This window comes from Sphingomonas xinjiangensis, assembly GCF_014199255.1.
GTDB classification, from domain to species: domain Bacteria; phylum Pseudomonadota; class Alphaproteobacteria; order Sphingomonadales; family Sphingomonadaceae; genus Sphingomonas; species Sphingomonas xinjiangensis.
The window spans coordinates 372,371-394,956 of the sequence record NZ_JACIJF010000001.1 but is presented as its reverse complement, the minus strand read 5'-3'; the positions used below and the strand labels follow the sequence as shown (position 1 = coordinate 394,956).

Below are 22,586 nucleotides of genomic sequence, written 5' to 3'. Positions count from 1 at the left end.
TCAGCTCAGGATCATCGAAGTAGAGGCAGCTCGTACGCGCAGGTCGACGCGGATGCCGCGCTTTCTCATCGAGCCAAGGTCTTGGCAAAGAGCCGATGGAAGTTGTGGCGAGTAGCCTCTGCCAGCTCGTCGGGATCCTCGCCCCGAAGCGCGGCCAGGAAGCGGCAGGTATCAGCGACAAAGGCGGGCTCACCCGGTTTGCCGCGATGAGGCACCGGCGCAAGGAATGGCGCGTCGGTTTCGATCAGAAGCCGACCGAGTGGCAGGCGCGCGGCGGTTTCCTGTAGATCACGGGCATTCTTGAAGGTCACGATTCCCGAGATGGAGATATAGAAGCCGAGTTCCAGCGCGGTGTCCGCAAACGCTCCGCTGGCGGTGAAGCAGTGGATCACTCCGGGAAACGCACCCTTCTCCATCTCGTCGCGCAGGATCGCGGCGGTGTCGTCCTCGGCGTCGCGGGTATGGACGATGATCGGCAGCTGGGTCTCGCGGCAGGCGGCAAGATGGGCGCGGAAGCTGGCCTGCTGGCGCGCGCGGTCGCTGTGATCGTAATAATAGTCCAGCCCGCTTTCGCCGACGCCTACGACCTTCGGATGGCGGGCACGGTCGACCAACTTCGCAGTGTCGACATGCGAATGCTGGTCGGCCTCGTGCGGGTGGATGCCGATCGTGGCCCAGACATCGGGCTCCCGCTCGGCAACGGCGATGACGTCATCCCATTCACGCTCGCGTGTGGAGATATTGAGCATCGCCACGACGCCACTTTCCCGAGCGCGGGCGAGGACGTCCTGCTGTTCTTCAACAAGCCCTTTGTAGTTCAAGTGGCAATGGCTGTCGGCTAGCCTCACGCGCCCTCCGTCTGCTGGATCTCCAGCCGCGGAAAGATGGGAGTGGGCGGCGCGATACGGAAGGCGTCATCGTCCCGCGAGGGCAATTGCGCCAGCAACTTGGCCGCGGAGCCGGGGATCACCGGCTGGATCGTGGTGGCGAGGTGGCGGATCGCGCGGATCAGCGTACGGAGCACCGCGCGCATGCGATCGGGATCGGTCTTGCGCAGGGTCCACGGTGCCTGTGCGTCGATATACTGGTTACAGGCGAAGACGCCGACCATCCACGCCTCAAGCGCCTGGCTGAGCGCAAGATCCTCGAACGCGGCGTTGAAGGCGGCACAAGCGGTGTCGACTTCGGTCAACAGCACGGCGTCGGGCTCATCGGCCCTGCCCTCCTCGACCTGGCCCTCACAATTCTTGGCAATAAAGGCGAGCGTGCGCTGGGCCAGATTGCCGAAACTATTGGAGAGATCGGCATTGGCGCGAGTGACGATCGCCTCGTCGCTGAAGGTACCGTCATTGCCGAAGCTGACGTCCCGTAGGAGGAAGTAGCGCAGGGCGTCGACCCCGTAGAGTTCGGCCAGTTGCATCGGATCGACGACATTGCCGACCGATTTCGACATCTTCTCCCCACGATTGAGCAGGAAGCCGTGGCCGAAAACCTGCTTCGGCAACGGCAGGTTTGCAGACATCAGGAAGGCAGGCCAATACACCGCGTGGAAGCGGACGATGTCCTTGCCGATCAAGTGGATGTCAGCCGGCCAAAATTTTGCGAACCGTTCCGGATCGTGCGGATAGCCGGCGCCGGTTATGTAGTTGGTCAGCGCGTCAACCCAAACGTACATGACGTGATCGGGGCTGTCGGGCACCGGCACGCCCCAATCGAAGCTGGTCCGGCTGACGGAAAGGTCGACCAGCCCGCCCTCGACGAAGCGAAGAATCTCGTTACGGCGCGATTCAGGCCGAATGAAATCGGGATTGGCCGCGTAGAAGTCCAGCAGCGGCTGCTGGTATTTGGACAGGCGGAAGAACCAGGTCTCCTCAGCAGTCCATTCGACTGGCGTGCCCTGGGGTGACAACTTTGGCCCCCCCTCGCCTTCGCTCAGCTCCTTTTCCTCGTAAAAGGCTTCATCGCGAACCGAGTACCAGCCTTCATATCGATCGAGATAGAGGTCGCCGGCATCGGCCATCGCCTTCCAGATCGCTTGGGACGCGGCGTAGTGCTGGGGTTCCGAGGTACGGATAAAACGGTCATAAGAAATATCGAGGATATCGGCCATGTCGCGGAAATAGCTCGACATTTCATCGGCAAGTTGGCGCGCTTCCATCCCCCGGGCGCGAGCCGTCTGAACCATCTTCAGCCCATGCTCGTCGGTGCCGGTCTGAAAGAAGACGTCGCGGCCATGCTGGCGCTGAAAGCGCGCGATCGCGTCGGCGGCGATCATCTCATATGCATGACCGATATGCGGCCGACCGTTGGGATAGTGGATCGCAGTGCTGATGTAGAAGGGGTTCGCCATGTGTCGGCTTTAGGGATCACGCGCAATGTCGGCAACACGCCTCTAAGGCCGACGGCGTTCTCCGCTAGCGCCCACTTAGCCGCGCGAGCAGGCCGCTCATCTCGAACACGGTCGCGCCGGCGTCGAGCGACAGGCCGCGGGCAGCACCAGCCAGGTCGCGGGCAGCACCATGGGCATCCAGTGCAATTCGCAACCGCTGCCCCGCCAGAACCTTCGCGCGCTGGGCAATGAAACTGGGGGCGCGATCCAGAAAGGCCTCGTAGCGCGGTTGCGCCGCCTTGCGCCCCAGCAGTTTGGCGAGGCGGGCGCGCACGGCATTGGACGGGTCGCCGACGGTCGCAAGCTTCTCCATCTCAGCTTCGAGCGCAGCAAGGTCCAGACCTGCGAAACCAAGCGCGCGTCCGGGCGAGCCTTCGCCGGCGCGGATCAGTGCATCGATCTCGTCGGGGCTCGCGTCGGGGAGTTTGGCACGCAAAATCTGCGCGACATCCCCCTCCTCCAGTGCCTCAAAGCGGAGCAGCCGGCAGCGTGAACGGATCGTCGGCAGCAGGCGTCCCGGAGCGTGGCTAACCAGGAGAAAGATGGTGCCCTGAGGCGGCTCCTCCAGGTTCTTGAGGAGCGCGTTGGCCCCGCCGCGCTCCAGATCGTCGATCGCATCGATCAGGATGACCCGCCGGGGCGACAGCGCCGGCTTGGTGGCGAACAGCGGCTGGAGCGTGCGGACTTGAGCAATGGTGATTGACCGGGCAAGCGCCTCGTCGGGCTTCTCGGGATCTTTGGGGAGCCTTGCCAAGATTCGGAAATCGGGGTGGGCGCCTGACGCGATCAGGTGCGCCGTCTGACTATTCTCCGGTACATCCCAGCCACAATGCAGTTTCTGCGGTTCCAGCGCCTCGGCAAGCATGCGCGCCGCGGCGATACGGGCAAAGCTGCCCTTTCCCACGCCTTCAGGCCCGGCGAACAGCCAGGCATGGTGAAGCGCACCGCTGGCCATTGCTGCGGCAAGCGCGTCGCGTGCGGGTTGGTTGCCGAGCAGCATGAGGAAGCCTCTATTCCTCCCCGCAGGCGGGGAGGAAAGCCGGGTCAGGCGAACAGCGACCAGAGCCCCTGCCAGGCGCGGCGGAAGAAGCCAGCTTCGCCAACTTCCTTTTCCGCGACCAGCGGCAGCGTCTGGGTGGGCATACCTGGCGTTTCGACAACCAAGTCGGCGATATGGGCGCCCGCCTTGATCGGCGCTTTGACAGGCCCCTGATAGACGATCTTGCCTTGCATCTGCGGTGAGGTGCCGGCGGGCACCGTGGCGTTCAAGTCGCGCGGGGCAATCACGCCAACGGTGGTGTCGCTTCCGCCCTGCACGTCCACATCGCCGATCTTGCGGCCCTTGGCCGCGATCGGGCGCGCCTTCCACGAGCGGAAGCCCCAATTCATAAAACGCACCGACTCGTCGGCACGGCCACTATAGCTGTCGAGACCGGCGACGACCATCACCAGCCGACGTCCACCCTGTTCGGCCGAGCCGGTGAAGCCATAGCCGGCCTCTTCGGTGTGCCCGGTCTTGAGGCCATCCGCGCCTTCGACGCGGCCAAGCAGCGGATCGCGGTTGCCTTGGCTGATCGCGGCGCCGGCACCGAGCGTCTTGCCCCAAGTGAAGCTCGGCAGCGAGTAGAACTGCTTGTAGAGATCCGGATGGTCCTTGATCGTCGCGGCTGCGAGGTGCGCCAAGTCACGCGCGGTGACATAGGTGCGCCCTTCGTCGGGCCAGCCGTTCGAGTTCCCGAAATGGCTGTTGGCGAGGCCGATCCGCTGCGCCTGCTGGTTCATCAGGTTGGCGAATGCCTCTTCGGTACCGGCTATCCCTTCGGCCAGAACAACGCAGGCGTCATTACCGGAGAGCGTAACGATCCCCTTGAGCAGATCGGATACGGTCGGCTTCTCGCCCACGGCCAGGAACATGGTCGACCCCTGCGAATGCCACTTCTTCCAAGTCTCGGGCCGAACTTCGATCGGCTGATCGAGCTTGATCTCGCCCTTCTTCACCAGATCAAAGGCGACGTAGACCGTCATCATCTTGGCCATCGACGCTGGTGGTATGCGCCTGTCGGCATCCTTGGCGTAAAGAACCGCGCCGGAGGACAGATCCTCCATATACGCGATCGGTGCCGGCGTGTCGAAGGGCGGATTTGCCGCGGTTGTAGGATACGCGATGGCGAGCGCGAGGAGCGAGGCGGCGGCGAGCTTCTTCATGACTGTACCAGTCCCCTTGGGGGTCAGAACTAATTAGCGATGACGCGCGCGTCTGGATGACCCGCGCGGGCGGCCCTGCCGCGAGCGGCTTCGGCCTGCGTTCGCGTAGCGAACGGGCCAAGCTGCACGCGGTGGAGCCCTCCCCCCTGCTTTACGAACCCGCCCATGCTCCGCGCAAGCGCTTGTGCGTTGCCGGCGGAGGAAAGTGCGGCAACCTGCACAACGTAGCGGCCGGGGGCTGCTGCCGGTTTGGAGACGGGAGTGGACGCCATGCGACGCTGCGGCGTGGCCGGTGGTGTGCGGATGGGCGCCGCCGCCGCGCGAAGCGGGGGCGCCGGCGACACCTCGGGCAGGCGCTTGCGAAGCGCAGTAAGAAGCACCCGGGGGGCGTCGGCACGGGGGCTCGGCGCGGTCCCCGATCGAAGCGCGGCCATGTCGGGACCCGAAGGCGTCACCGCGCGCAGGCGAACCGGGATCCGCTGACCGTGCGCATAGCCGAGCTGAGCCGCAGCGCCGGCGGAAAGGTCGAGCGGATGGTCAGCGCCCGGCGGCAACGGACCGGTAACGAGGACGAGAATGGTGCGGCCGGTATCCAGCGACGTCACCTCCAGCACAGTGCCCCCAGGCAGTGATCGGTGACGGGCGACTGAGGCAGCATCGCCAGCCCCCTCACCTTCCACGCTGCGGACGCCAGCATAGCCGGTCTCGTCATACCGGAACTCGCCGGCGCGTGGTCTGGAGGAGCCGCTAGGCCCTTCCGATGCTGGTGGCGCGAAGCCGTCTTCGTCACGGTTTTGCGCTTGTGGCGGGGCATAGCCAGTGCCGGGGAATTCAGCTTCGTAGCGTAAGGCTGGCGCACGCTGCGCAGCATAGGCGGGCGACCCGGCGCACAAGGCGAACAGGGGCAGCAGGGCGGCGGTGTCAGCGTTCCACTTCATCGGCGAGCAATCCTACCGACAGCGCGTAAAAATTCGAGCAATTATAATCGAGGATCACTCGATAATTGCCCGTGAGCAGATACGCCGTGTTGCCTGGGCCGTCCGGCTCAAGCAACGTCGCCTGAACATTGTCCGCGGGCCAGCCCCGCCCGGTGGGCACGATGCCGAGCGCGCGCCATTCGGCCACAGTCTTCCACTGGCTGTGACGCTCATGCACTCGGGGGCAGCGAGGCGACGCGGTGCGGTTACCCAGCGCGCTGCGGTCCAGCCCAGCGGGCACACTGACGGCGAAACCCCAGGGCTGGCCCGCCCGCCAGCCGGCATTAACGAAATATGCGGCGATCGAAGCGAGCGTGTCGGCCTCGCTCGACCAGATGTCGGCAGTGCCGTCACCATCGCCATCGCGGGCGAGGCGAAGATAAACGCTGGGAAGAAACTGCGGCCCGCCGAATGCCCCCGCCCAGCTTCCCACCAACTTGGAGCGCGGTACGCCGCGATCAATCATCTTCAGAGTCGCTATGAACTCGCTCGAGAACAACGCGCGCCGCCGCCCTTCATAGGCGAGGCTGGCAAGCGCGCGCGGCAAGTCAAAGCCGCCCATCACGCGTCCATAATTTGTCTCGTGACCCCAAATCGCCACCATGATCGACTCGGGAACGCCGCTTTCCTGCTCAATGCGTGCGAGTTGTGAGCGCTGGCGCTGATACGCGGTCCGCCCCTGCGATATCCGGGCGGCATCGACATGGCGGATGCGATAAGGTGCAAAGGGCGGTATGGCCGCGCTCGGCCCGCCATCGGGCTGCTGGCGATCAAGTTCGACCACGCGTGGGTTATAGGTCAGGCTCGGTATCACCAAGTCGATCGTCCGCCGCGTGACTCCTTCTCGTTCAGCCTGGCGCGCGAGCGTTCCAAGATAGGCCTGGAACCCTGCTTCATCCTGCGCGGGCGGGGACCCCGTAGGCGCACTTGCCACCAGGCTCAAAGCCAAAGCCGAGGAACTACCGAACGCGCTGAGCCAACCGAACATGAGCCGTGTTTGGCACAGCAGCGCCGCCCGCTGAACCCCCAAGCGCAACGATCCGCCAAGAAATTGTGGCGGCGCGGCGCAGAAGCGGCTAGCGGGGGCAACCCGGAGAGATGGCCGAGTGGTTTAAGGCAGCGGTCTTGAAAACCGCCGTGGGTGGAAGCTCACCGTGGGTTCGAATCCCACTCTCTCCGCCACTGGTCAGAATCTTTTCTGACCCGCGAAGCCCTGTCGCGGCAAGCGCGTTCTCACCTCCTAACCAGAGGATCTGCTCGATGCGCCGCCCTGCCCTGTTCCAGCCGATCACCGTCGGGGGCCTGGAGTTGCCGAACCGGATCGTCATTGCGCCGATGTGCCAATATTCGGCGAATGATGGCTGCATGACCGATTGGCACCTGATCCATCTCGGTCAACTTGCGCTTTCGGGCGCGGCGCTGTTGACGATTGAGGCGACGGCCGTTGTTCCGGAAGGACGGATCACATGGGCCGATGTCGGTTTATGGGACGACGCTACCGAAGCCGCGATGGCGACGGTGGTCGAAAGTATCCGCCGCTGGTTGCCGATGAAAATTGCAATCCAGCTGGCCCATGCTGGTCGCAAGGCGTCCACGGCGCGCCCCTGGGAAGGCGGGCAGCAACTAAGCCCCTCGCATTCCCATGGCTGGCAAACCGAAGCCCCTTCAGCGCTACCCTTTTCTGACGGAGAGACCGCGCCAACGGCGCTAGACCGCAGCGCCCTGGCGCGGGTACGCGACGCGTTCGCGGCTGCGGCACGCCGTTCAGCCCGGCTGGGGCTGGACGCAGTGCAATTGCATGGAGCGCACGGCTATCTGCTCCACCAGTTTCTTTCACCGCTCTCCAACTACCGCAACGATGAATATGGCGGATCGCTCGAGAACCGCATGCGCTTCCCGCTAGAGGTGTTCGACGCGGTTCGCGCGGCTTTTCCCGCCGAGCGTCCGGTGACGATGCGCCTGTCCGGAACGGACTGGGTCGAGGGCGGATGGGACGTCGAACAGTCGATCGCCTTCGTTCAGGCGCTTGAGGCCCGCGGATGCGCCGCGGTGCACGTGTCGAGCGGTGGCCTAGACCCCCGTCAGCAAATCCTCGTCGGCCCGAGCTACCAAGTCCCGCTTGCCCGGGACATCAAACAGGCGACGGCTATGCCGGTGATCGCGGTCGGGCTGATCAGCGACTATGAACAGGCCGAGGCGATCGTGGGCACGGGCGAGGCTGACATGATCGCGCTTGCCAGGACGATGCTCTACGATCCCCGTTGGCCCTGGCACGCTGCTGCCCATCTCGGCGCAACAGTGAAAGCGCCGGATCAATATCTCCGGTCACAGCCGCATCGTTTCAAGAACCTGTTTGGCGGCGAATAGCGCCACCGCGACTTAGCCCTCCCTCAGTTGCGGAAGAGGGGGAATGGCAGAAGCGACGATTGGGCGGCGGATTGCATACGATGCAATTGGCTCGCGCGCAGCGACAGGTCCTGCCCCTCTGCAAGGCTCTTCGCACGTTCCGCTGATTCTTCCAGATCCTGGGCCGGGGTACGCGTCGTCATGGGGCTCTCTCCGCAGCGTGGAGAGGCATTTACACAACTGATATTACGTCGAAATTACATAGGTGTAGGGGCAGAACCGTTCTGTAAGCGCAGCCGCTCGGCTACCATCGCTTGACTGCCCATGTGAGGCGGCTAGTCGGCGTGCCTGCCTGCGACGGTTTTCCTTGCGTCTGTCGGCTACCTCCATGCGTTGGACCAGCTATGCCCAAGACAGCCACCGAATTGATGCAGGAAATCCTGTTCTCCGCATTTCTCGACTCGGTCGATGCGTTGAAGGCAGGATCCAACGGCTTGCCCAATCTGCTGGTGCGCGAGCTCAACAGCATCCATCGCAACACCACCTTCGCAGACCTGCCCAAGGAGGTACAGGACGCGATTTTGACCAATGTCCGCGGCGCATTCACCAAGCTGCTGAAGGAAGGCTACTCGGTCGGTCTGGCAAGCGCCGGAGCCCGGCCCGCACCGGCCCCGCGCGCGGCGGATGGACGCTCTCCGATGCGAGATCGTCCGCGGCGTCCCGACGGTCCCAAGCCGCGCGGACCGGAAGGCCCTCGTGGCGGCGGCAATCGGCCAAAGCCGCGCGGTTAGGCGGAACGACGCCATGCAGTTGGATGATCAGATGGTCCGCTTCTTCGCGACGGCCGACCTGCAACAGCTTTCCCCCGCTGCGCTGGACGCCGGCGTGGAGCGGATGCAGGTGGAGTTGGGCCTGGAAACGGATCGCGCACGCCGATTTGCTCTCTGGTCGCTGATGTTCATGCTGGGCGCGGCGCCTGACTTGGATGAAGTATTCGCCGAACCCGCCGACCGTGACGCGGCGCGCAACTTCATGGACTTGGTCGATAACGCTTGATCGCGCCAGCGCCGCCGTCGCAAAGCGATAAGAACAATCAGATCCCGTCGATCAGGATTTCGGCATCGCCTGCCATACCACCGCTGCAACCCCGCCCCCGCCGACGCTAAAGGCGGGGCTTTCCGTCTCTCCGTCCAGACGAAGCGTGAGCATCGTGCCCAGCGCGGAGCGGCGGAACCGCGGCTTGCGGTAATCGGACAACGTATCACTCACGGCATAGCGGCCCCCGTCGTCCGCCGTTGTCTCCGTTATGCGGGGTATCGCATCGAACGGCTCGTCAAGATCGTCAGGTGCCAGGTCAAATCGCTGCTTTGCAAATCGGGGCGCCGCAATTACTGCACTGCTGCCCAAAGAACGCCCGTCCAGCGTTCGCACGTCGAGCGGCAAGGCAAAACGCTCAGCTTGGGCATAAGCCAATTGCTTACGGCTTGTACCCGAAGAAACAGCCACTTTCTCGCCGGGTCGATCACCTGCGATCGCAGGCGCCGCCAGCATCAACGAAATGGCACAGGCAAGGAGATCCTTGATCATCACCGGTCCCTTCAGCGATGACTTGGATCATGACCTAAATGTGGCGCATCGGCAAGCGTGCACGAAGACCCTACCTGCGGAACGTTCTAAACGAAAAATCCCCGCATCGCGTGGTCGGCGCTGCCAACACACGCGATACAGGGATCGAAATAAACCGAGAGGCGAGAACGCCCCGCCGATTACTTCTTGCCGAGACTGAGGCCGCCGAAGCGCTTGTTGAAGCGGGCTACCTGACCACCCTGGTCGAGCATCTGACCGCGCCCGCCAACCCAGGCCGGGTGGGCCAGCGGATCGATTTCCAGCTGCATCGTGTCACCTTCCTTGCCCCAGGTGGAGCGGGTCTCGTACACGGTGCCGTCGGTCATCTGAACCTTGATCATGTGGTAGTCGGGGTGCGTGTCAGTCTTCACGATCGAATTCCTTGGAAAAGCCGCCGGTTTCCGACCGGCAGCGGATGCGCGCGCCTAGCAAAGAGCCACGGCGCGCGCAACCATGATGAATGCGCTTACTTGGGCGGATCGGCGATCATCGCAGTAAACTCGCACTCCGTGGCGAGTTCACCCTCGACATATGCCTTGCCGGCGAATTTGCAGACGCGAGAGCGCTTCTGGATGAAGCTGACTTCAAGACGAAGCAGCACGCCGGGCTCAACTGGCTTCCGGAACTTCACACCGTCTATCGACATGAAATAGACCAGCTTGCCAGAGCCGGAGAGCTGAAGGCTCTCCACTGCCAGCACGCCCGCAGCTTGCGCGAGTGCTTCGACTTGCAAGACGCCAGGCATGATGGGGCGACCAGGAAAGTGACCCTGGAAGAATCCCTCGTTCATGCTGACCGCCTTGATCGCCACGATGCGCTCGTCGAGAACGAGTTCTTCGACGCGGTCGACCAGCAGCATCGGATACCGATGCGGAAGCGCCGCCATCACCCGCCCGATATCGAGCGGGCCGATGTTCGTGCCGCCGGTCGCTTCCGCTTCGCTCAACGGGGTTCAGCCGGGCGCGGGGTGTTCGCCGCGGGAGCAGCAGGCGCCGCCGCCGGACGGGCTGCGCCACCCTGCTGTGCCGCCTGCTGCTGATAGGCGCGGATCTGCGCGGCCTGCGCGATCTGCTGCTGGATCGTCATCGTGTCACGCGACGGCTGCCAATTGGCCGGGGGCTGAATGCTGACGGTCGGGGTGGTCTTGTCGATCTCCGCAGTGATAGCGGTGCTGATATCCGCCGAGGCCGGTGCATACTGGAACACTTCGGGTGCGAGCACGACCGAAATCTTGCGCGCGTTGACGACGCGCATCATCGCCGGCTCATACTGGCGCAGAACAGACTCGATCGCGAACAGCTCGGCGCGGGCGGCCGGGTTGCTGAGGCGTGACAGATCGTTCTGGGCATTCGTCTGTGCCGTACGGATACGCTCGATCACCGGGTTCTTGGCTGTCTGCGCAGCAGACAGCTCGGCGTCGCTGACCTGACCGTCCTTGTTGGTGTCGATCTGGGTGATGAGCGGCTTGAGCTCGTTTTCCAGCGTCTGGCGGCGCTGCTGCATCTGATCGAACGCAGCCTTGTAGGTCGTGGAGATCTGCTGGTGGGCGGCGGTCAGGGCCTTGGAGCTTGCGACAACGGCAGCCGGGTTTGCCGAGGCGATGCCGGAGACCTGGGCCTGGACCGGAGCAGCAATGGCAAGAGTCGCTGGAGCGGCGAGCATCGCAGCGAGGATGCACTTCTTGGTGATCATCAGAACTGAGTCCCTACGTTGAAAGTGATGAGCTTGTTATCGTCGCCTTCGTTCTTGAGCAGCGCCTTGGCGACGTCGATGCGCAAGGGCCCGAAAGGCGAATTCCAGTTGACGCCGATACCGATGGAGAGGCGCGGCCGCGCGGAGTCACCGACATAACGTTCGAAGAACGGCGTCGTCGGGTTGTTCGCGATCGGATTGATGGTGGTGCCCACGCACGGCTGGCCGGCTGCGGCAGCATAGCCGACCTGGCACGTGGTGGTCACGGTCGTGTTCCCCCCTGCAAAGTACAGCTGATTACCGGCTGCATCCTTCAGGAAGTTGTCCTTGGGCAGCAACGTCGGCGAACCATCGGCATTGAACAGCAACTTGCCGCCCGCATCCGTGGCTTGCGTGAAGTCGATTGTCTTGAGCGGCCGCGTGATGTTGAACAGGCTGCCCGCCATCACATAGATCGACGGCCGCAAGCCCAGTTCGCGTGCACCGGCGCCAAGCGGGATCTCAAGCTCCGCCTTGGTCAGGTAATATGCCTTGCCGCCGATGGCATCGTCGATGATCCGGTCGCGGTCATCAACCAGCAGCTGGGTGCCGGTAAGCGGATCGCCGGTATAGCCGATACGCTGCACGCGGGGGCCGACACCACGGATGTCGAAGCCGCGGAACTGGGGTTCACCCAGATAGAAGCGGTCGGTGATCCGGATCGGGTCCCTTCCCGCCCCCGGGCTATCCTCGAGTGCGTGAATGTAGCCGCCTTCGGCCGACAACGAGAAGATGAAGCCCTTGCCGATGTTCCAGTATTTATCACCGTCGATACGGCCACGCAGGTAACGGACATCGCCGCCAAGGCCGGCGAAATCCGCGCCGATCGTCAGCCGCTGCCCGCGCGTCGGACGCAAACGGCTGTTGAGGCTGTCGTAAATCAACGAGACGCCGACGAGTGAGGTCAGGCGGTTACCGACGGCGTCGCAATAATAGCGCCCCGCGATCAGCGGATCGCAGGTGTCCCGAATACCGTCGCCGTTGGTGTCCGAATAGAAGCTGCTCTTGTCGAGTGTGACGTTATCCTGGGCAAGCTGGTAGCGGCCCGACAGCGTCCAATATTCGGTAAGCGGCACGCCCGCGACGATCTGAAAACCGGTCGAGACCTGGCTGTAGGTCGTATTACGGTCGCTGCCGATATAGTTGAACGCGTTGTAATCGCGGCGGAAGAGCGTGCCGCCCAGGGCGACATTGCTATCGAAGAGATACGGCTCGGTGAAGCCCAGCTCGACCGATTTCGAATAGCTCGAATAATCGACCGAGGCCGAAACCGTCTGCCCCTTGCCACGGAAGTTGCGCTGGCGGATCGAGGCCTGAAGAATGAACTGCTCCAGGCTTGAAAAGCCGGCGGACAGCGTCAGTTCACCGTTCGCGCGCTCTTCGACATTGGCCGCCAGCACGATCCGATCGGGTGACGAGCCTTCCTTGCGCTCGATCTCGAACTTGTCCTGGAAATAACCAAGGCTGTTGATGCGGTCCTGCGAACGCTTGACCAGGAAGGTGTTGAAGGCGTCGCCCTCGGCCACGCGCATTTCGCGGCGGATCACCTTGTCCTGGGTCTGCCGGTTGCCGGTGATGTCGATCCGCTCGATATAGGTACGATTGGCTTCCGCGATGCGAAAGTTCATCGTCATCGTCAGGCTCTCGCGGTCGCGCTGGAACTCGGGCTTAACATCGGCAAAGGCATAGCCGAACGCGCCAGCGGTTTCGCTCAGCTGTTCGACCGTGTCTTCGACTGCCTTGGCGTTGTACCAGTCGCCTTCCTTGATCGCTAGCGCGGTGGCGAGCTTCTTGTCGTCGAAATCGCGGATCGCACTGTCGACCGTCACCGGGCCGAACTTATAGCGCGGGCCTTCCTCGACCACATAGGTGATGATGAAGTCGCGCTTGTCGGGGGTGAGCTCCGCCACGGCCGAGATCACGCGGAAATCGGCATAACCGTTGGTCAGGTAGAACTGACGCAGCTTCTGCTGGTCATAGGCCAGACGATCCTGGTCGTACGACGTGTTCGAGCTCAGCAGGTTTTTGAGGCTGGACGTCTTCGTCGCCATTTCGCCGCGCAACGCGCCGTCGGAGAACACCTCGTTGCCGATGATGTTGATCTGGCGGACCTTGGACTTGGGACCCTCGTTGATCTCGAAGATGACGTCGACGCGGTTCTGGTCCAGGCTGACCATCTTAGGCTGCACGTTAGCGGCGAAGCGGCCCTGGCGGCGATACAGCTCGACGATGCGCGCGACATCGGCGCGCACCGCGGTTCGCGTGAAGATCTGCCGCGGCGACAGCTTCACTTCCTTCTGGATCTTGTCGGCCTTCAGGCGCTTGTTGCCCTCGAACACCACCCGGTTGATCACCGGATTCTCCTTGATCCGGATGATGAGGTCGCCGCTCAGCGCGCCGTCGATCTCGACATCGGCAAGCAGGTCGGAGGCGAGCAGGTCCTTGATCGCCTGGTCGATCGTCTCGTTGGTGTAGTTCTCGCCGACCCGCAGCCGGGTATAGGACAGCACCGTCTCTGGCTCGACACGCTGCGAGCCTTCGACGCGCAGCGTGCGGACGGTGCGAACTTCCTGAACAGGCACCACAAGGGCGGCAGGCGCCGTTTGCGGAGCGGCCGCAGCTTGCCCGGCAGCGGGCTGGCGTGCGGGCGCCGGACGGCCGGCAGCCTGAGCATGTGCCGTTCCCGAGAGCATCGTGCCCGCGAGAAGCACCGCCACTGCGCGTGTGCCGATATTGCCAGTCTTGATATTCACATCCCACCCCAAGTCGGATTTCGAGAAATGCCGCTGCCCATGCGACGCCGGAACATACCGCCCCTGCCTTAACCGCTTCAGCCGATCAAGCCGGCCAGGTTCTTCCACAAGCCCAATGCTCCAAGATCATTCAACGTGACCAGCAGCATCAGCGCCAGAATTGCGATCAGACCACCCCGATAGGCCCATTCCATCACTCGCGGCTCTATCGGGCGTCGGCGTACGGCTTCGACTGCATAGAACAGCAAATGCCCACCATCCAGCACCGGCACTGGCAACAGGTTGATGAATCCCAGATTAATCGAGATGAGCGCGATCAGAAAAACGAATTCGGTCGGCCCCATGGATAGCCGTTCGCCCGAAACCTGCGCGATCTTGAGTGGGCCGCCAAGCTCGGCCACCGAGCGGCGGCCGGTGATGATCTGGCCCAGCCCATCCAGCGTCATCTGGATGATGTCGCCGGTCATGCGCAGCCCCACCAGCGGCGCCTGGAGCACGTTCACTGGTTGCTGCACGGGGTCGCTCGGACCGATACCGAGCCGGCCTATGCGGAACTCGTTGCCAAATCGGTCGCGTTCGACCCGTACGCCGATGGTGACATCCACCGACCGCGCCGACCCGGCACGCTCATAGTCGATCGTTACCGCTTCGCCGGGGCGAAGCTGGGTGTACTTAACCATGTCGGTGTAGGTCGCGACAGACCGGCCACCCAGCGCTGTGATCCGGTCTCCGGGCTGAAGTCCGGCATGCGCGGCGGCACTTCCCGGCAACAGGAACCCAACCGTGCTCGGCGTGCGATTATCGCCATAGGCGAGCGCGAACGCCGACAATATCAGAATGGCGATGACGAAGTTGGCGATCGGGCCAGCCGCGACAATGATCGCGCGCTGCCACAAGTGCTTGGCCTGGAAAGTGCGGGCCCGCTCATGCGCCGGCAGCGCCAGCCAGTCGGCCGCAGGCTGAGATGCCGGGTTCATGTCGCCTGCGAAGCGGACATAGCCACCCAGCGGCAGCAGGCAGAATTTCCACCGGGTGCCGCGGCGATCCGTGATCCCGGCGAGTTCGCGGCCAAACCCGATCGAGAATTCTTCCGCCTTCACGCCGAACCAGCGACCGGCCAGATAATGCCCCATCTCGTGGAGGAAAACGAGCGGCCCGATCACCAGCGCGAAGGCAAGGAGGGTGAGCAGGAAGCCGGGCGATTCGATCAAACGACACAGTCCTTCACACGCTCGACCGCATAGCGGCGCGCCTCGGCGTCGATCGCAAGTACTGCGTCGAGCGTCTCCGGGGCGGCCGGATCGTAGCGGTCCAGCGTATCGGCAACGATTGCGGCAATTTCAAGAAACTTGACGGCGCCGGAAAGGAAGCCGGCGACTGCAACTTCATTCGCCGCGTTCAATACGGCTGGTCGCGCGCCCCCCGCCGCCAGCGCCTCGCGCGCCAGCCGCAGCGCGGGAAAGCGGACATAATCCGGATCCTCGAACTCCAGCTTGCCGATCTTGGCGAGATCCAGCCGTTCGCACGGCGTCTCCATCCGCTCGGGCCAGGCCAAAGCGTAAGCGATCGGCGTGCGCATGTCAGGCGTGCCGAGCTGGGCAAGCACCGACCCGTCGACATATTCCACCATCGAATGGATCACCGATTGGGCATGAACCAGCACGTCAAGCCGATCCGCGCCCACTGGAAACAAGTGGAATGCCTCGATCAGTTCGAGCCCCTTGTTCATCATCGTCGCCGAATCGACCGAAATCTTGGCGCCCATCGACCAATTGGGATGCGCCACTGCCTGTGCCGGCGTGATTGTCTGCATTCCCTCCAGCGGCGTCTGACGGAACGGCCCTCCGCTCGCGGTGAGGATGATCCGCCGCACGGCCTTGGGTGCGCTGCGGTCGAGGCACTGGAACACGGCGTTATGTTCGGAATCGACCGGCAGCAGCGTGGCGCCATAGCGCTGCGCCGCCGCCATCATCACCGCACCCGCGGATACCAGCGATTCCTTGTTGGCAAGCGCGATCGTGCCGCCCCCTTCCAGCGCCGCCATGACCGGCTTCAGCCCGGCGGTGCCGACGATGGCCGCCATGGTCCAATCGGCACCCATACGCGCGGCGTCGCACACCGCGTCCGCGCCACCGGCGGCTTCGATCCTGGTTCCCGCGAGCGCCGCCCGTAGTGACTCCAGGCAATCGGCATCGGCCACCACCGCGCGGCGCGCATTGGTGCGGATCGCGGCGGCGGCAAGCTTTTCGACATCGCGATTGGCGGTAAGCGCCAGCACTTCGAACGCTTCGGGCGCGCGCTCGATCAGATCAAGCGTTGACCCTCCGACCGAGCCGGTGGCGCCGAGAATAGTGACTGTTTTCATCGGGCGAGCGCGAACACCAGCAGAGCGGCGACCGGCGCGACGAACACCAGCCCGTCAAGGCGGTCCAGAACGCCACCATGCCCGGGAAGCAGATTGCTCGAGTCCTTCACCCCCGCCCGGCGCTTCAAATGACTCTCGTACAGGTCGCCCGCCTGGGACAGCGCCCCGAGCAGCGGGGTCGCGAGCGCTAGCGTCAGCGGCAGATCGAACAAGCGCACCAAGATAAAGGCGAACGCCGTCCCCGCGATGAGCCCTCCGATGAAGCCGGCCCAGGTCTTGTTGGGGCTGATCCGCGGTGCAAGCTTGGGTCCGCCAATCGTACGCCCCGCAAAATACGCACCGGTGTCGCACGCCCATACCAGCGCCATTGCCCAAAAGGTGAGAAGCAGTCCGTTATCCTGACGCTCGCGCAGCATCAGCAGCGCGAACACCGGCAGACCCACATAGAGCGCACCGAACGCAAGGCGCGGCCGCGGCGTCGCAGCACCAAGGAACAACACAGCGCCGACCAGCAGCCCCAAGGCAAGGAAGCTCGGCCCCGCCGCCACGTCCGGCGCCATGACCGCAAAGGGAACGCACATCGTATATTGCGCCAGGCGTCGCTGGCGCGGCGTCGCGCCCGTCAGGCCGGCCCACTCCCCCATCATCAGGATGCCGGCCACTGAAAGGATCAGCCAGAAGCCGAGGCCGCCCGCCCAAAGCGCCACAGCCGCCAGGCCGACCAGCGCTACTCCGACAATCGCACGCGTGCCGAGGTCAGACGTCTTGCTGCTCACAACCCCCCGAACCGCCGCTGGCGCTTGCCGAACTGCTCGATGGCCGCGGCAAGCGCCGCCTCGTCGAAATCCGGCCACAAGGTGTCGACGAACAGCAGTTCGGCATAAGCCGCCTGCCACAGCAGGAAATTCGACAAGCGCTGTTCGCCCGAGGTGCGGATCATAAGGTCGAGCGGCGGCAGGTCCGCTGTCTCCAATCCCGCCTCGAACCGCTGCTCGTCGATTGCCGAAGGATCCAGCGTGCCAGCCTTCACCTCCTCGGCAAGCCGCCGTGCGGCGGCCAGGATCTCCGCCTGTGCGCCGTAGTTAAGCGCAATCACCAGCGTGGGTCCCGGATTGTCCGCAGTGCGCGCGATCGCGGAGTCGATCATCGCCACCAGATCCGGCTGAAGCCGCCGCCAGTCGCCGATCACGCGCAGTTTCACGCCTTCGGAGATCAGCTCTTCGAGTTCGCTGGCGAGGAACTGCCGGAGCAGCCCCATCAGGTCACGGACCTCTTCTTCGGGACGGCGCCAGTTCTCCGAAGAAAAGGCGTAGAGCGTCAGTGCCTCGATGCCGAGCTTGCGCGCGGCGCGGCTGATCCGGCGCACCGCCTCAACCCCCTGCTTGTGCCCGGCGATGCGCGGCAGGAACCGCTTCTTCGCCCAGCGACCATTGCCGTCCATGATGATCGCAACATGACGCGGCACGGCAGCGGAGGCGAGTTGGGGCGCTGGCTTAACAGCCACGGACATCCTCACCCGACCAGACAAGGCGATGCCGGAGCATCACTTGTTGAGAATTTCCTTTTCCTTCGCGGCAGTCGCGGCATCGATATCCGCGACGGTAGCGTCGGTCAGCTTCTGGACTTCCGTTTCAAGGCGCTTGCGGTCGTCCTCGCCGAACACGCCCTTCTTTTCGTCGGTCTTAAGGCTGTCATTGGCGTCGCGGCGGACGTTGCGGACCGCGATGCGTGCTTTCTCCGCATATTGGCTGGCCAGCTTGGCGAGTTCCTTGCGGCGCTCCTCGGTCAAGTCGGGGATCGGCAGGCGGAGCGTCTGTCCGTCGACGATCGGGTTCAGGCCAAGGCCCGCCGAGCGGATCGCCTTGTCGGCCGGACCGACGTTAGTCTTGTCCCATACCTGCACCGACAGCATGCGCGGCTCGGGCGCCGAGACGGTTGCCACTTGGTTCAGCGGCATATGCGCGCCATAAACCTCCACCGTCACAGGATCGAGCAGGTTGACCGAGGCGCGGCCGGTGCGGAGACCCGCCAGGTCATGCTTCAACGATTCGACGGCACCGGCCATGCGGCGTTCGATATCGGCTTTGTCGTAAGCGGCCATTATCGGCTCCTGTTCATTCAAGCTTGAGTTTGGACGATCGTCGAGGTGCCCTCACCGCGCAGCACGGCGGCAAGGTTGCCGCCCTCGCGGATGTTGAACACCACGATCGGGATATGGTTGTCGCGGCACAGCGCGACGGCCGACGCATCCATCACCTTCAGATTGTCGGCAAGCACGCGATCATAGCTCAGCGTGTCGTAGCGCGTCGCACTGGCCACTTTCTTGGGATCGGCATCGTAGACGCCGTCGACCGACGTTCCCTTGAACAGTGCGTCGCAGTTCATTTCGGCAGCGCGCAGCGCGGCGGTGGTGTCGGTGGTGAAGAATGGCAGCCCGGTGCCGGCGGCGAAGATCACGACGCGGCCCTTTTCCATATGGCGCTCGGCCCGGCGACGGACATAGGGTTCGCATACGCTGGCCATCGGAATCGCGGATTGCACGCGCGTCTGGACGCCCACTTTCTCAAGTGCGTTCTGCATGGCGAGTGCGTTCATCACCGTTGCCAGCATACCCATATAATCGGCGCTGGCGCGGTCGAACCCCTGCGCCGCGCCGGCCAGGCCGCGAAAAATGTTGCCACCCCCCACGACCATGCAGACTTCCAGCCCGGTCTCGGTCGCCTCCTTCACTTCCGCGGCAACGCGGTCGCAGGTGGCGGGATCGATCCCGAACTGCCCCTGCCCCATCAGCACCTCGCCGGACAATTTGAGCAGGATTCGTTGGAAGCGCGGAGCGGTCATTGGAGCCTTAGATTCGAAGGAGGGCGCAGATAGCGAAGCGGCGCGAACCTTAGAGGTGCCGCGCCGCCGGAACAAGCAGAGATGCCGGGGAGGTCCGACGCAGGCCGCGCCGCCCCGGCATCCTGTCGTAGGATGCTGGTGTTACTTGGTCAGGCCGGCCGTCGCTGCCACTTCGGCGGCGAAGTCGCTTTCTTCCTTCTCGATGCCTTCGCCGAGCTGGAAGCGGACATAGTCGGTCAGCGTGATCGTCGTGCCGGCTTCCTTGCCGGCCTGCGCGATCACGTCCTGCACCGGCGTCTTGCCGTCCATGACGAACGCCTGGGTCAGCAGCGCGTTTTCCTTCTTGAACTTCTCGATCGGTCCGTTGAGGATCTTCTGCGCCACTTCGTCGGACTTGCCGACGATCTTCTCGGCGTTCTTCTCGCGCAAGATCGCGGCTTCGCGCTCGACGACGTCGGGGTCGAGGGTTTCGACCGACAGCGCCAGCGGGAACGCAGCGGCGATGTGCATCGCGATCTGCTTGCCCAGCGGCTCGAGCACGTCGGCACCGGCATCGGATTCCAGCGCGACAAGCACGCCGATCTTGCCGAGGCCCGGAGCGGCGGCGTTATGAACGTACGGGATCACCGCGCCCTTGCTGACTTCGATCTTCTTGGCGCGGCGCAGCACCTGGTTCTCGCCGATGGTCGAGATGTTGCTGGTCAGCACTTCTTCGACGGTACCGGCGGGCAGCTTGGCGGCCTTGATCGCTTCGACATCGTCGCCGATCGCCATTGCAACGGCGGTCACGTCGCGCACGAAGGTCTGGAAGATCTCGTTCTTCGCGACGAAGTCGGTCTGCGAGTTCACTTCGACGGCGACACCCTTGGTGCCGGCGACTTCAACGCCGACAAGGCCCTCGGCCGCAGTGCGGCTGGACTTCTTGGCGGCCGTTGCCAGGCCCTTGGTGCGCAGCCAGTCAACGGCGGCTTCCATGTCGCCGCCCGACTCGTTGAGCGCCTTCTTGCAATCCATCATGCCGGCGCCGCTCTTTTCGCGGAGCTCTTTCACGGCTGCTGCAGTGATCTCGGCCATGTTTCTATCCTTCAGTTAAAATTCGGGCGGAGCAGTGCCTTGCGCCCTGCCCCGCCCCGATTACGGTTCGATGACGAGGCGATTAGGCGTCGATCTGACGCTCACCTTCCACCGACTGGTTCACTTCGGTGACCGCTGCGGGTGCTTCCGGCTCGCTCTGTGCCGGCGCGCTCAGCGCTTCCTCGACCGGGGGCTGCTCGGCAGCACCGAAGTCATAGCCCGAGTTGCGCATCGCGTCCTGGCCGCCACGGGTCGCCGCGATGGCGATCGCTTCGCAATACAGGCGGATAGCGCGGCTGGCGTCGTCGTTCGCCGGAACCGGGAACGCGATGCCGTCGGGCGAGACGTTGGAATCGAGGATCGCCACGACCGGGATACCCAGCGTGTTCGCTTCCTTGATCGCCAGCTCTTCCTTGTTCGCGTCGATCACGAACATGATGTCGGGAACGCCGCCCATGTCGCGAATGCCGCCCAGCGACATCTCGAGCTTGTCCTTCTCACGGGTAAGCTGGAGCACTTCCTTCTTGGTCAGGCCGACGGTGTCGCCCGAAAGCTGCTCTTCAAGCGTCTTGAGGCGCTTGATCGAGTTGCTGATGGTCTTCCAGTTGGTGAGCATGCCGCCCAGCCACCGATGGTTGACGAAGTGCTGGCCTGCGCGACGCGCGGCATCGGCGATCGGCTCCTGCGCCTGGCGCTTGGTGCCGACGAACAGCACCTTGCCGCCCGAAGCGACGGTGGACGACACGAACTCAAGCGCGCGCGCGAACAGGGGAACGGTCTGCGACAGGTCGATGATGTGAACGCCGTTGCGATCACCAAAGATGTAGGGCTTCATCTTCGGGTTCCAGCGGTGCGTCTGGTGGCCGAAATGCGCGCCCGATTCGAGCAGCTGCTGCATGGAGACGACGGGTGCCGCCATAGGGATAACTCCTTCCGGTTGAGCCTCTGGGAAGCGAGTGACCAGGGGTTCCTGGCACCGGCTTATGATGCTTCCCATGCGGGTTGAAGCGCGCGCCTTAGCCGACGCGCTACCAGCAGGCAAGGAGAACAAAAGAGAACAAAGACATTGACAGCAGGAACGTTAACGGAACATAAAGAGTTCAGATGAGGGGTATGGAACGCCACTCTAAGCTAGCGCGTTGGAATCATTAAGTTCTTGGCACGGTCGGTTCGTGTCGCCGCGCGTACGGGAGTCTGTTCATGGCTATATTGGGTACTTATCTGCTGTTCGTGGCGGTGTTCGCTGCCTCGATCTGGACGCTGTTCGCAAGCGTGCGTCCGCAGCTCCACCGTTTCGCCGAACTGGCGCGGCCGGTCAGCATCCTCCCCGCCCTGCCGCCGCGCCTCAGCCGGGTTACGGTGCGGGCGATGCCGGCACGGATGCCGATCCGCCCGTCCCCACCACAGCGCGCAGTCGCCTGATCCGGCGATAGCTGCGGATGCTGAAGGGGATGGCCGCCAGATAGGCGAGCGCCATCACTGCCAGGGTGGGCCAGGGCGCCGATACCAGCGCCGCGACGAACACCACCAGCACCGCCACCGCTTCGAACCGCACATTTTGCTTCAATCGAATCGTCGGCGCGAAGGTGGCAACGCTGGAGATCATCAGGATCGCGACCATCACGGTCCAGGGCGCCACGATCGCCGGCGCGTTCAGCCGCGGCTCGCCGGTCCACAGCCACAGATACAGCGGCGTCAGCGCCAGCAGCGCGCCTGCCGGGGCCGGAACCCCGGTCAGGAAGCCAGCCGATTTATGTGGCTGGTGCTTCTGGTCGATATTTGCGTTGAAGCGCGCGAGCCGCAGCGCGCAGAACAGCGCAAGAAGCAGCGCCACCAGCCAGCCGAAGCGCCCAAGCGCGTTTAGCGACCACAGGTACAGGATTAGCGCCGGCGCCACGCCGAACGAGATCGCGTCGGACAGGCTGTCTAGCTCCGCGCCGAAACGGCTCTCCGCCCGCACGAGCCGAGCGATCTTCCCGTCCACCCCGTCCAGCACCGCGGCGGCCAGCACCATCAGCACCGCCAGCTCCCATTTGCCGATCATCGCAAATCGGATTGCGGTCAGCCCCGAACACAGCGCCAGCGCGGTTACCGTGTTGGGAAGCACGGCGCGCAGGGGAATGCCGCGCGCCGAGTTGGCGAACCGCATGCCCCGTGGCGAGCGGCCGAGCCTGGGTTCACGCATGCAGATCTGCTCCGTGGATCAACGATGAATGTCGCCGGTCACCTGCTTCGGCTCTCCGGTTCGATAAGCCAGAAAGGCACTGCCGCACGCCGCG

25 protein-coding genes and 1 tRNA gene are annotated in these 22,586 nt (G+C 63.9%); 5 read left to right on the top strand and 21 right to left on the bottom strand.

Features of this window, described 5'->3' with window-relative positions:
- Positions 1 to 65: 65 nt before the first annotated feature.
- The 6 genes from FHT02_RS02045 to FHT02_RS02020 all read right to left on the bottom strand — a co-directional run bounded on the left by FHT02_RS02045 (position 66) and on the right by FHT02_RS02020 (position 6,559).
- A complete protein-coding gene (locus FHT02_RS02045) occupies positions 66 to 848 on the bottom strand; it encodes a TatD family hydrolase (RefSeq protein ID WP_184083697.1) in 783 nt (260 codons plus the stop codon).
- Positions 845 to 2,350 (bottom strand): methionine--tRNA ligase, encoded by a 1,506-nt coding sequence (metG, locus tag FHT02_RS02040; RefSeq protein ID WP_184083695.1) that lies wholly within the window; start codon positions 2,348 to 2,350, stop codon positions 845 to 847. The genes FHT02_RS02045 and metG overlap by 4 nt, the downstream gene beginning before the upstream one ends.
- A gap of 64 nt (positions 2,351 to 2,414) precedes the next feature.
- Positions 2,415 to 3,389, bottom strand: coding sequence for an AAA family ATPase (locus FHT02_RS02035; RefSeq protein ID WP_184083693.1), 975 nt, complete (start codon positions 3,387 to 3,389; stop codon positions 2,415 to 2,417).
- A gap of 44 nt (positions 3,390 to 3,433) precedes the next feature.
- On the bottom strand, positions 3,434 to 4,594 hold the full coding sequence (locus FHT02_RS02030; RefSeq protein ID WP_184083691.1) for a D-alanyl-D-alanine carboxypeptidase family protein: 1,161 nt from the start codon (positions 4,592 to 4,594) through the stop codon (positions 3,434 to 3,436).
- Between the two features lie 29 nt (positions 4,595 to 4,623).
- A complete protein-coding gene (locus FHT02_RS02025) occupies positions 4,624 to 5,532 on the bottom strand; it encodes an SPOR domain-containing protein (RefSeq protein WP_184083689.1) in 909 nt (302 codons plus the stop codon).
- Positions 5,516 to 6,559, bottom strand: coding sequence for a lytic murein transglycosylase (locus tag FHT02_RS02020; RefSeq protein WP_184083687.1), 1,044 nt, complete (start codon positions 6,557 to 6,559; stop codon positions 5,516 to 5,518). Before FHT02_RS02020 ends, FHT02_RS02025 begins: the two co-directional genes overlap by 17 nt.
- 104 nt (positions 6,560 to 6,663) lie before the next feature.
- Between FHT02_RS02020 and FHT02_RS02015 the strand changes: the two genes are divergently transcribed.
- Positions 6,664 to 6,753, top strand: a tRNA-Ser gene (locus FHT02_RS02015).
- Positions 6,754 to 6,831: 78 nt separating this feature from the next.
- The gene (locus FHT02_RS02010; protein ID WP_184083685.1) at positions 6,832 to 7,938 is read left to right on the top strand and encodes an NADH:flavin oxidoreductase/NADH oxidase; all 1,107 of its coding nucleotides are present in this window, start codon (positions 6,832 to 6,834) and stop codon (positions 7,936 to 7,938) included.
- A 23-nt stretch (positions 7,939 to 7,961) separates the two neighbouring features.
- On the opposite strand, the gene FHT02_RS02005 is transcribed toward FHT02_RS02010, so the two are convergent.
- The gene (locus FHT02_RS02005; protein WP_184083683.1) at positions 7,962 to 8,120 is read right to left on the bottom strand and encodes a hypothetical protein; all 159 of its coding nucleotides are present in this window, start codon (positions 8,118 to 8,120) and stop codon (positions 7,962 to 7,964) included.
- A 201-nt stretch (positions 8,121 to 8,321) separates the two neighbouring features.
- On the opposite strand from FHT02_RS02005, the gene FHT02_RS02000 reads away from it, so the two are divergent.
- Positions 8,322 to 8,708 (top strand): hypothetical protein, encoded by a 387-nt coding sequence (locus FHT02_RS02000; RefSeq protein WP_184083681.1) that lies wholly within the window; start codon positions 8,322 to 8,324, stop codon positions 8,706 to 8,708.
- 13 nt (positions 8,709 to 8,721) lie between these two features.
- On the top strand, positions 8,722 to 8,973 hold the full coding sequence (locus tag FHT02_RS01995) for a hypothetical protein (RefSeq protein WP_184083679.1): 252 nt from the start codon (positions 8,722 to 8,724) through the stop codon (positions 8,971 to 8,973).
- 51 nt (positions 8,974 to 9,024) lie between these two features.
- On the opposite strand, the gene FHT02_RS01990 is transcribed toward FHT02_RS01995, so the two are convergent.
- From FHT02_RS01990 to rpsB, 13 genes are all read right to left on the bottom strand, one after another.
- Positions 9,025 to 9,504 carry a hypothetical protein gene (locus FHT02_RS01990; protein WP_184083677.1) on the bottom strand — a complete coding sequence of 160 codons (480 nt, stop codon included), beginning with the start codon at positions 9,502 to 9,504 and terminating at the stop codon, positions 9,025 to 9,027.
- Between the two features lie 179 nt (positions 9,505 to 9,683).
- Positions 9,684 to 9,914 (bottom strand): 50S ribosomal protein L31, encoded by a 231-nt coding sequence (gene rpmE, locus FHT02_RS01985; protein ID WP_184083675.1) that lies wholly within the window; start codon positions 9,912 to 9,914, stop codon positions 9,684 to 9,686.
- A gap of 95 nt (positions 9,915 to 10,009) precedes the next feature.
- Positions 10,010 to 10,489 (bottom strand): 3-hydroxyacyl-ACP dehydratase FabZ, encoded by a 480-nt coding sequence (gene fabZ, locus FHT02_RS01980; RefSeq protein ID WP_221239240.1) that lies wholly within the window; start codon positions 10,487 to 10,489, stop codon positions 10,010 to 10,012.
- Positions 10,486 to 11,235, bottom strand: coding sequence for an OmpH family outer membrane protein (locus FHT02_RS01975; RefSeq protein WP_221239239.1), 750 nt, complete (start codon positions 11,233 to 11,235; stop codon positions 10,486 to 10,488). The genes fabZ and FHT02_RS01975 overlap by 4 nt, the downstream gene beginning before the upstream one ends.
- Positions 11,235 to 13,967, bottom strand: a complete 2,733-nt coding sequence (bamA, locus tag FHT02_RS01970; RefSeq protein ID WP_184084233.1) for an outer membrane protein assembly factor BamA — start codon at positions 13,965 to 13,967, stop codon at positions 11,235 to 11,237. Before bamA ends, FHT02_RS01975 begins: the two co-directional genes overlap by 1 nt.
- A 137-nt stretch (positions 13,968 to 14,104) precedes the next feature.
- A complete protein-coding gene (locus FHT02_RS01965; RefSeq protein WP_184083673.1) occupies positions 14,105 to 15,238 on the bottom strand; it encodes a M50 family metallopeptidase in 1,134 nt (377 codons plus the stop codon).
- Entirely contained in the window at positions 15,235 to 16,392 is a 1,158-nt protein-coding gene (locus tag FHT02_RS01960; RefSeq protein ID WP_184083671.1) for a 1-deoxy-D-xylulose-5-phosphate reductoisomerase, read from the bottom strand. The genes FHT02_RS01965 and FHT02_RS01960 overlap by 4 nt, the downstream gene beginning before the upstream one ends.
- Positions 16,389 to 17,168, bottom strand: a complete 780-nt coding sequence (locus FHT02_RS01955; RefSeq protein ID WP_184083669.1) for a phosphatidate cytidylyltransferase — start codon at positions 17,166 to 17,168, stop codon at positions 16,389 to 16,391. The genes FHT02_RS01960 and FHT02_RS01955 overlap by 4 nt, the downstream gene beginning before the upstream one ends.
- Positions 17,165 to 17,902, bottom strand: a complete 738-nt coding sequence (locus FHT02_RS01950; protein ID WP_184083667.1) for an isoprenyl transferase — start codon at positions 17,900 to 17,902, stop codon at positions 17,165 to 17,167. Before FHT02_RS01950 ends, FHT02_RS01955 begins: the two co-directional genes overlap by 4 nt.
- Before the next feature lie 33 nt (positions 17,903 to 17,935).
- On the bottom strand, positions 17,936 to 18,493 hold the full coding sequence (gene frr, locus FHT02_RS01945; RefSeq protein WP_184083664.1) for a ribosome recycling factor: 558 nt from the start codon (positions 18,491 to 18,493) through the stop codon (positions 17,936 to 17,938).
- Positions 18,494 to 18,510: 17 nt separating this feature from the next.
- Positions 18,511 to 19,233 (bottom strand): UMP kinase, encoded by a 723-nt coding sequence (pyrH, locus tag FHT02_RS01940; RefSeq protein WP_184083662.1) that lies wholly within the window; start codon positions 19,231 to 19,233, stop codon positions 18,511 to 18,513.
- A gap of 141 nt (positions 19,234 to 19,374) precedes the next feature.
- Positions 19,375 to 20,307 (bottom strand): translation elongation factor Ts, encoded by a 933-nt coding sequence (gene tsf / locus FHT02_RS01935; protein ID WP_184083660.1) that lies wholly within the window; start codon positions 20,305 to 20,307, stop codon positions 19,375 to 19,377.
- An 82-nt stretch (positions 20,308 to 20,389) separates the two neighbouring features.
- On the bottom strand, positions 20,390 to 21,226 hold the full coding sequence (gene rpsB / locus FHT02_RS01930; RefSeq protein WP_184083658.1) for a 30S ribosomal protein S2: 837 nt from the start codon (positions 21,224 to 21,226) through the stop codon (positions 20,390 to 20,392).
- Between the two features lie 281 nt (positions 21,227 to 21,507).
- Here rpsB and FHT02_RS01925 point away from each other — a divergent pair, with 281 nt between their 5' ends.
- Entirely contained in the window at positions 21,508 to 21,729 is a 222-nt protein-coding gene (locus FHT02_RS01925; protein ID WP_184083656.1) for a hypothetical protein, read from the top strand.
- Here FHT02_RS01925 and pssA read toward each other — a convergent pair.
- On the bottom strand, positions 21,662 to 22,492 hold the full coding sequence (gene pssA / locus FHT02_RS01920; RefSeq protein ID WP_184083654.1) for a CDP-diacylglycerol--serine O-phosphatidyltransferase: 831 nt from the start codon (positions 22,490 to 22,492) through the stop codon (positions 21,662 to 21,664). The genes FHT02_RS01925 and pssA overlap by 68 nt on opposite strands.
- Positions 22,493 to 22,586 lie beyond the last annotated feature (94 nt).

What these genes read in the sequence shown, in the direction of transcription:
- rpsB (WP_184083658.1), bottom strand. Translation starts at nt 21,226, where the DNA reads ATGGCGGCACCCGTCGTCTCCATGCAGCAGCTGCTCGAATCGGGCGCG.
- FHT02_RS01960 (WP_184083671.1), bottom strand. Translation starts at nt 16,392, where the DNA reads ATGAAAACAGTCACTATTCTCGGCGCCACCGGCTCGGTCGGAGGGTCA.
- pyrH (WP_184083662.1), bottom strand. Translation starts at nt 19,233, where the DNA reads ATGACCGCTCCGCGCTTCCAACGAATCCTGCTCAAATTGTCCGGCGAG.
- FHT02_RS01950 (WP_184083667.1), bottom strand. Translation starts at nt 17,902, where the DNA reads ATGTCCGTGGCTGTTAAGCCAGCGCCCCAACTCGCCTCCGCTGCCGTG.
- frr (WP_184083664.1), bottom strand. Translation starts at nt 18,493, where the DNA reads ATGGCCGCTTACGACAAAGCCGATATCGAACGCCGCATGGCCGGTGCC.
- metG (WP_184083695.1), bottom strand. Translation starts at nt 2,350, where the DNA reads ATGGCGAACCCCTTCTACATCAGCACTGCGATCCACTATCCCAACGGT.
- tsf (WP_184083660.1), bottom strand. Translation starts at nt 20,307, where the DNA reads ATGGCCGAGATCACTGCAGCAGCCGTGAAAGAGCTCCGCGAAAAGAGC.
- pssA (WP_184083654.1), bottom strand. Translation starts at nt 22,492, where the DNA reads ATGCGTGAACCCAGGCTCGGCCGCTCGCCACGGGGCATGCGGTTCGCC.
- FHT02_RS02030 (WP_184083691.1), bottom strand. Translation starts at nt 4,594, where the DNA reads ATGAAGAAGCTCGCCGCCGCCTCGCTCCTCGCGCTCGCCATCGCGTAT.
- FHT02_RS02005 (WP_184083683.1), bottom strand. Translation starts at nt 8,120, where the DNA reads ATGACGACGCGTACCCCGGCCCAGGATCTGGAAGAATCAGCGGAACGT.
- FHT02_RS01925 (WP_184083656.1), top strand. Translation starts at nt 21,508, where the DNA reads ATGGCTATATTGGGTACTTATCTGCTGTTCGTGGCGGTGTTCGCTGCC.
- bamA (WP_184084233.1), bottom strand. Translation starts at nt 13,967, where the DNA reads ATGCTCTCGGGAACGGCACATGCTCAGGCTGCCGGCCGTCCGGCGCCC.
- FHT02_RS01990 (WP_184083677.1), bottom strand. Translation starts at nt 9,504, where the DNA reads ATGATCAAGGATCTCCTTGCCTGTGCCATTTCGTTGATGCTGGCGGCG.
- FHT02_RS02035 (WP_184083693.1), bottom strand. Translation starts at nt 3,389, where the DNA reads ATGCTGCTCGGCAACCAACCCGCACGCGACGCGCTTGCCGCAGCAATG.
- FHT02_RS02010 (WP_184083685.1), top strand. Translation starts at nt 6,832, where the DNA reads ATGCGCCGCCCTGCCCTGTTCCAGCCGATCACCGTCGGGGGCCTGGAG.
- FHT02_RS01995 (WP_184083679.1), top strand. Translation starts at nt 8,722, where the DNA reads ATGCAGTTGGATGATCAGATGGTCCGCTTCTTCGCGACGGCCGACCTG.
- FHT02_RS02025 (WP_184083689.1), bottom strand. Translation starts at nt 5,532, where the DNA reads ATGAAGTGGAACGCTGACACCGCCGCCCTGCTGCCCCTGTTCGCCTTG.
- FHT02_RS02020 (WP_184083687.1), bottom strand. Translation starts at nt 6,559, where the DNA reads ATGTTCGGTTGGCTCAGCGCGTTCGGTAGTTCCTCGGCTTTGGCTTTG.
- FHT02_RS01975 (WP_221239239.1), bottom strand. Translation starts at nt 11,235, where the DNA reads ATGATCACCAAGAAGTGCATCCTCGCTGCGATGCTCGCCGCTCCAGCG.
- FHT02_RS02000 (WP_184083681.1), top strand. Translation starts at nt 8,322, where the DNA reads ATGCCCAAGACAGCCACCGAATTGATGCAGGAAATCCTGTTCTCCGCA.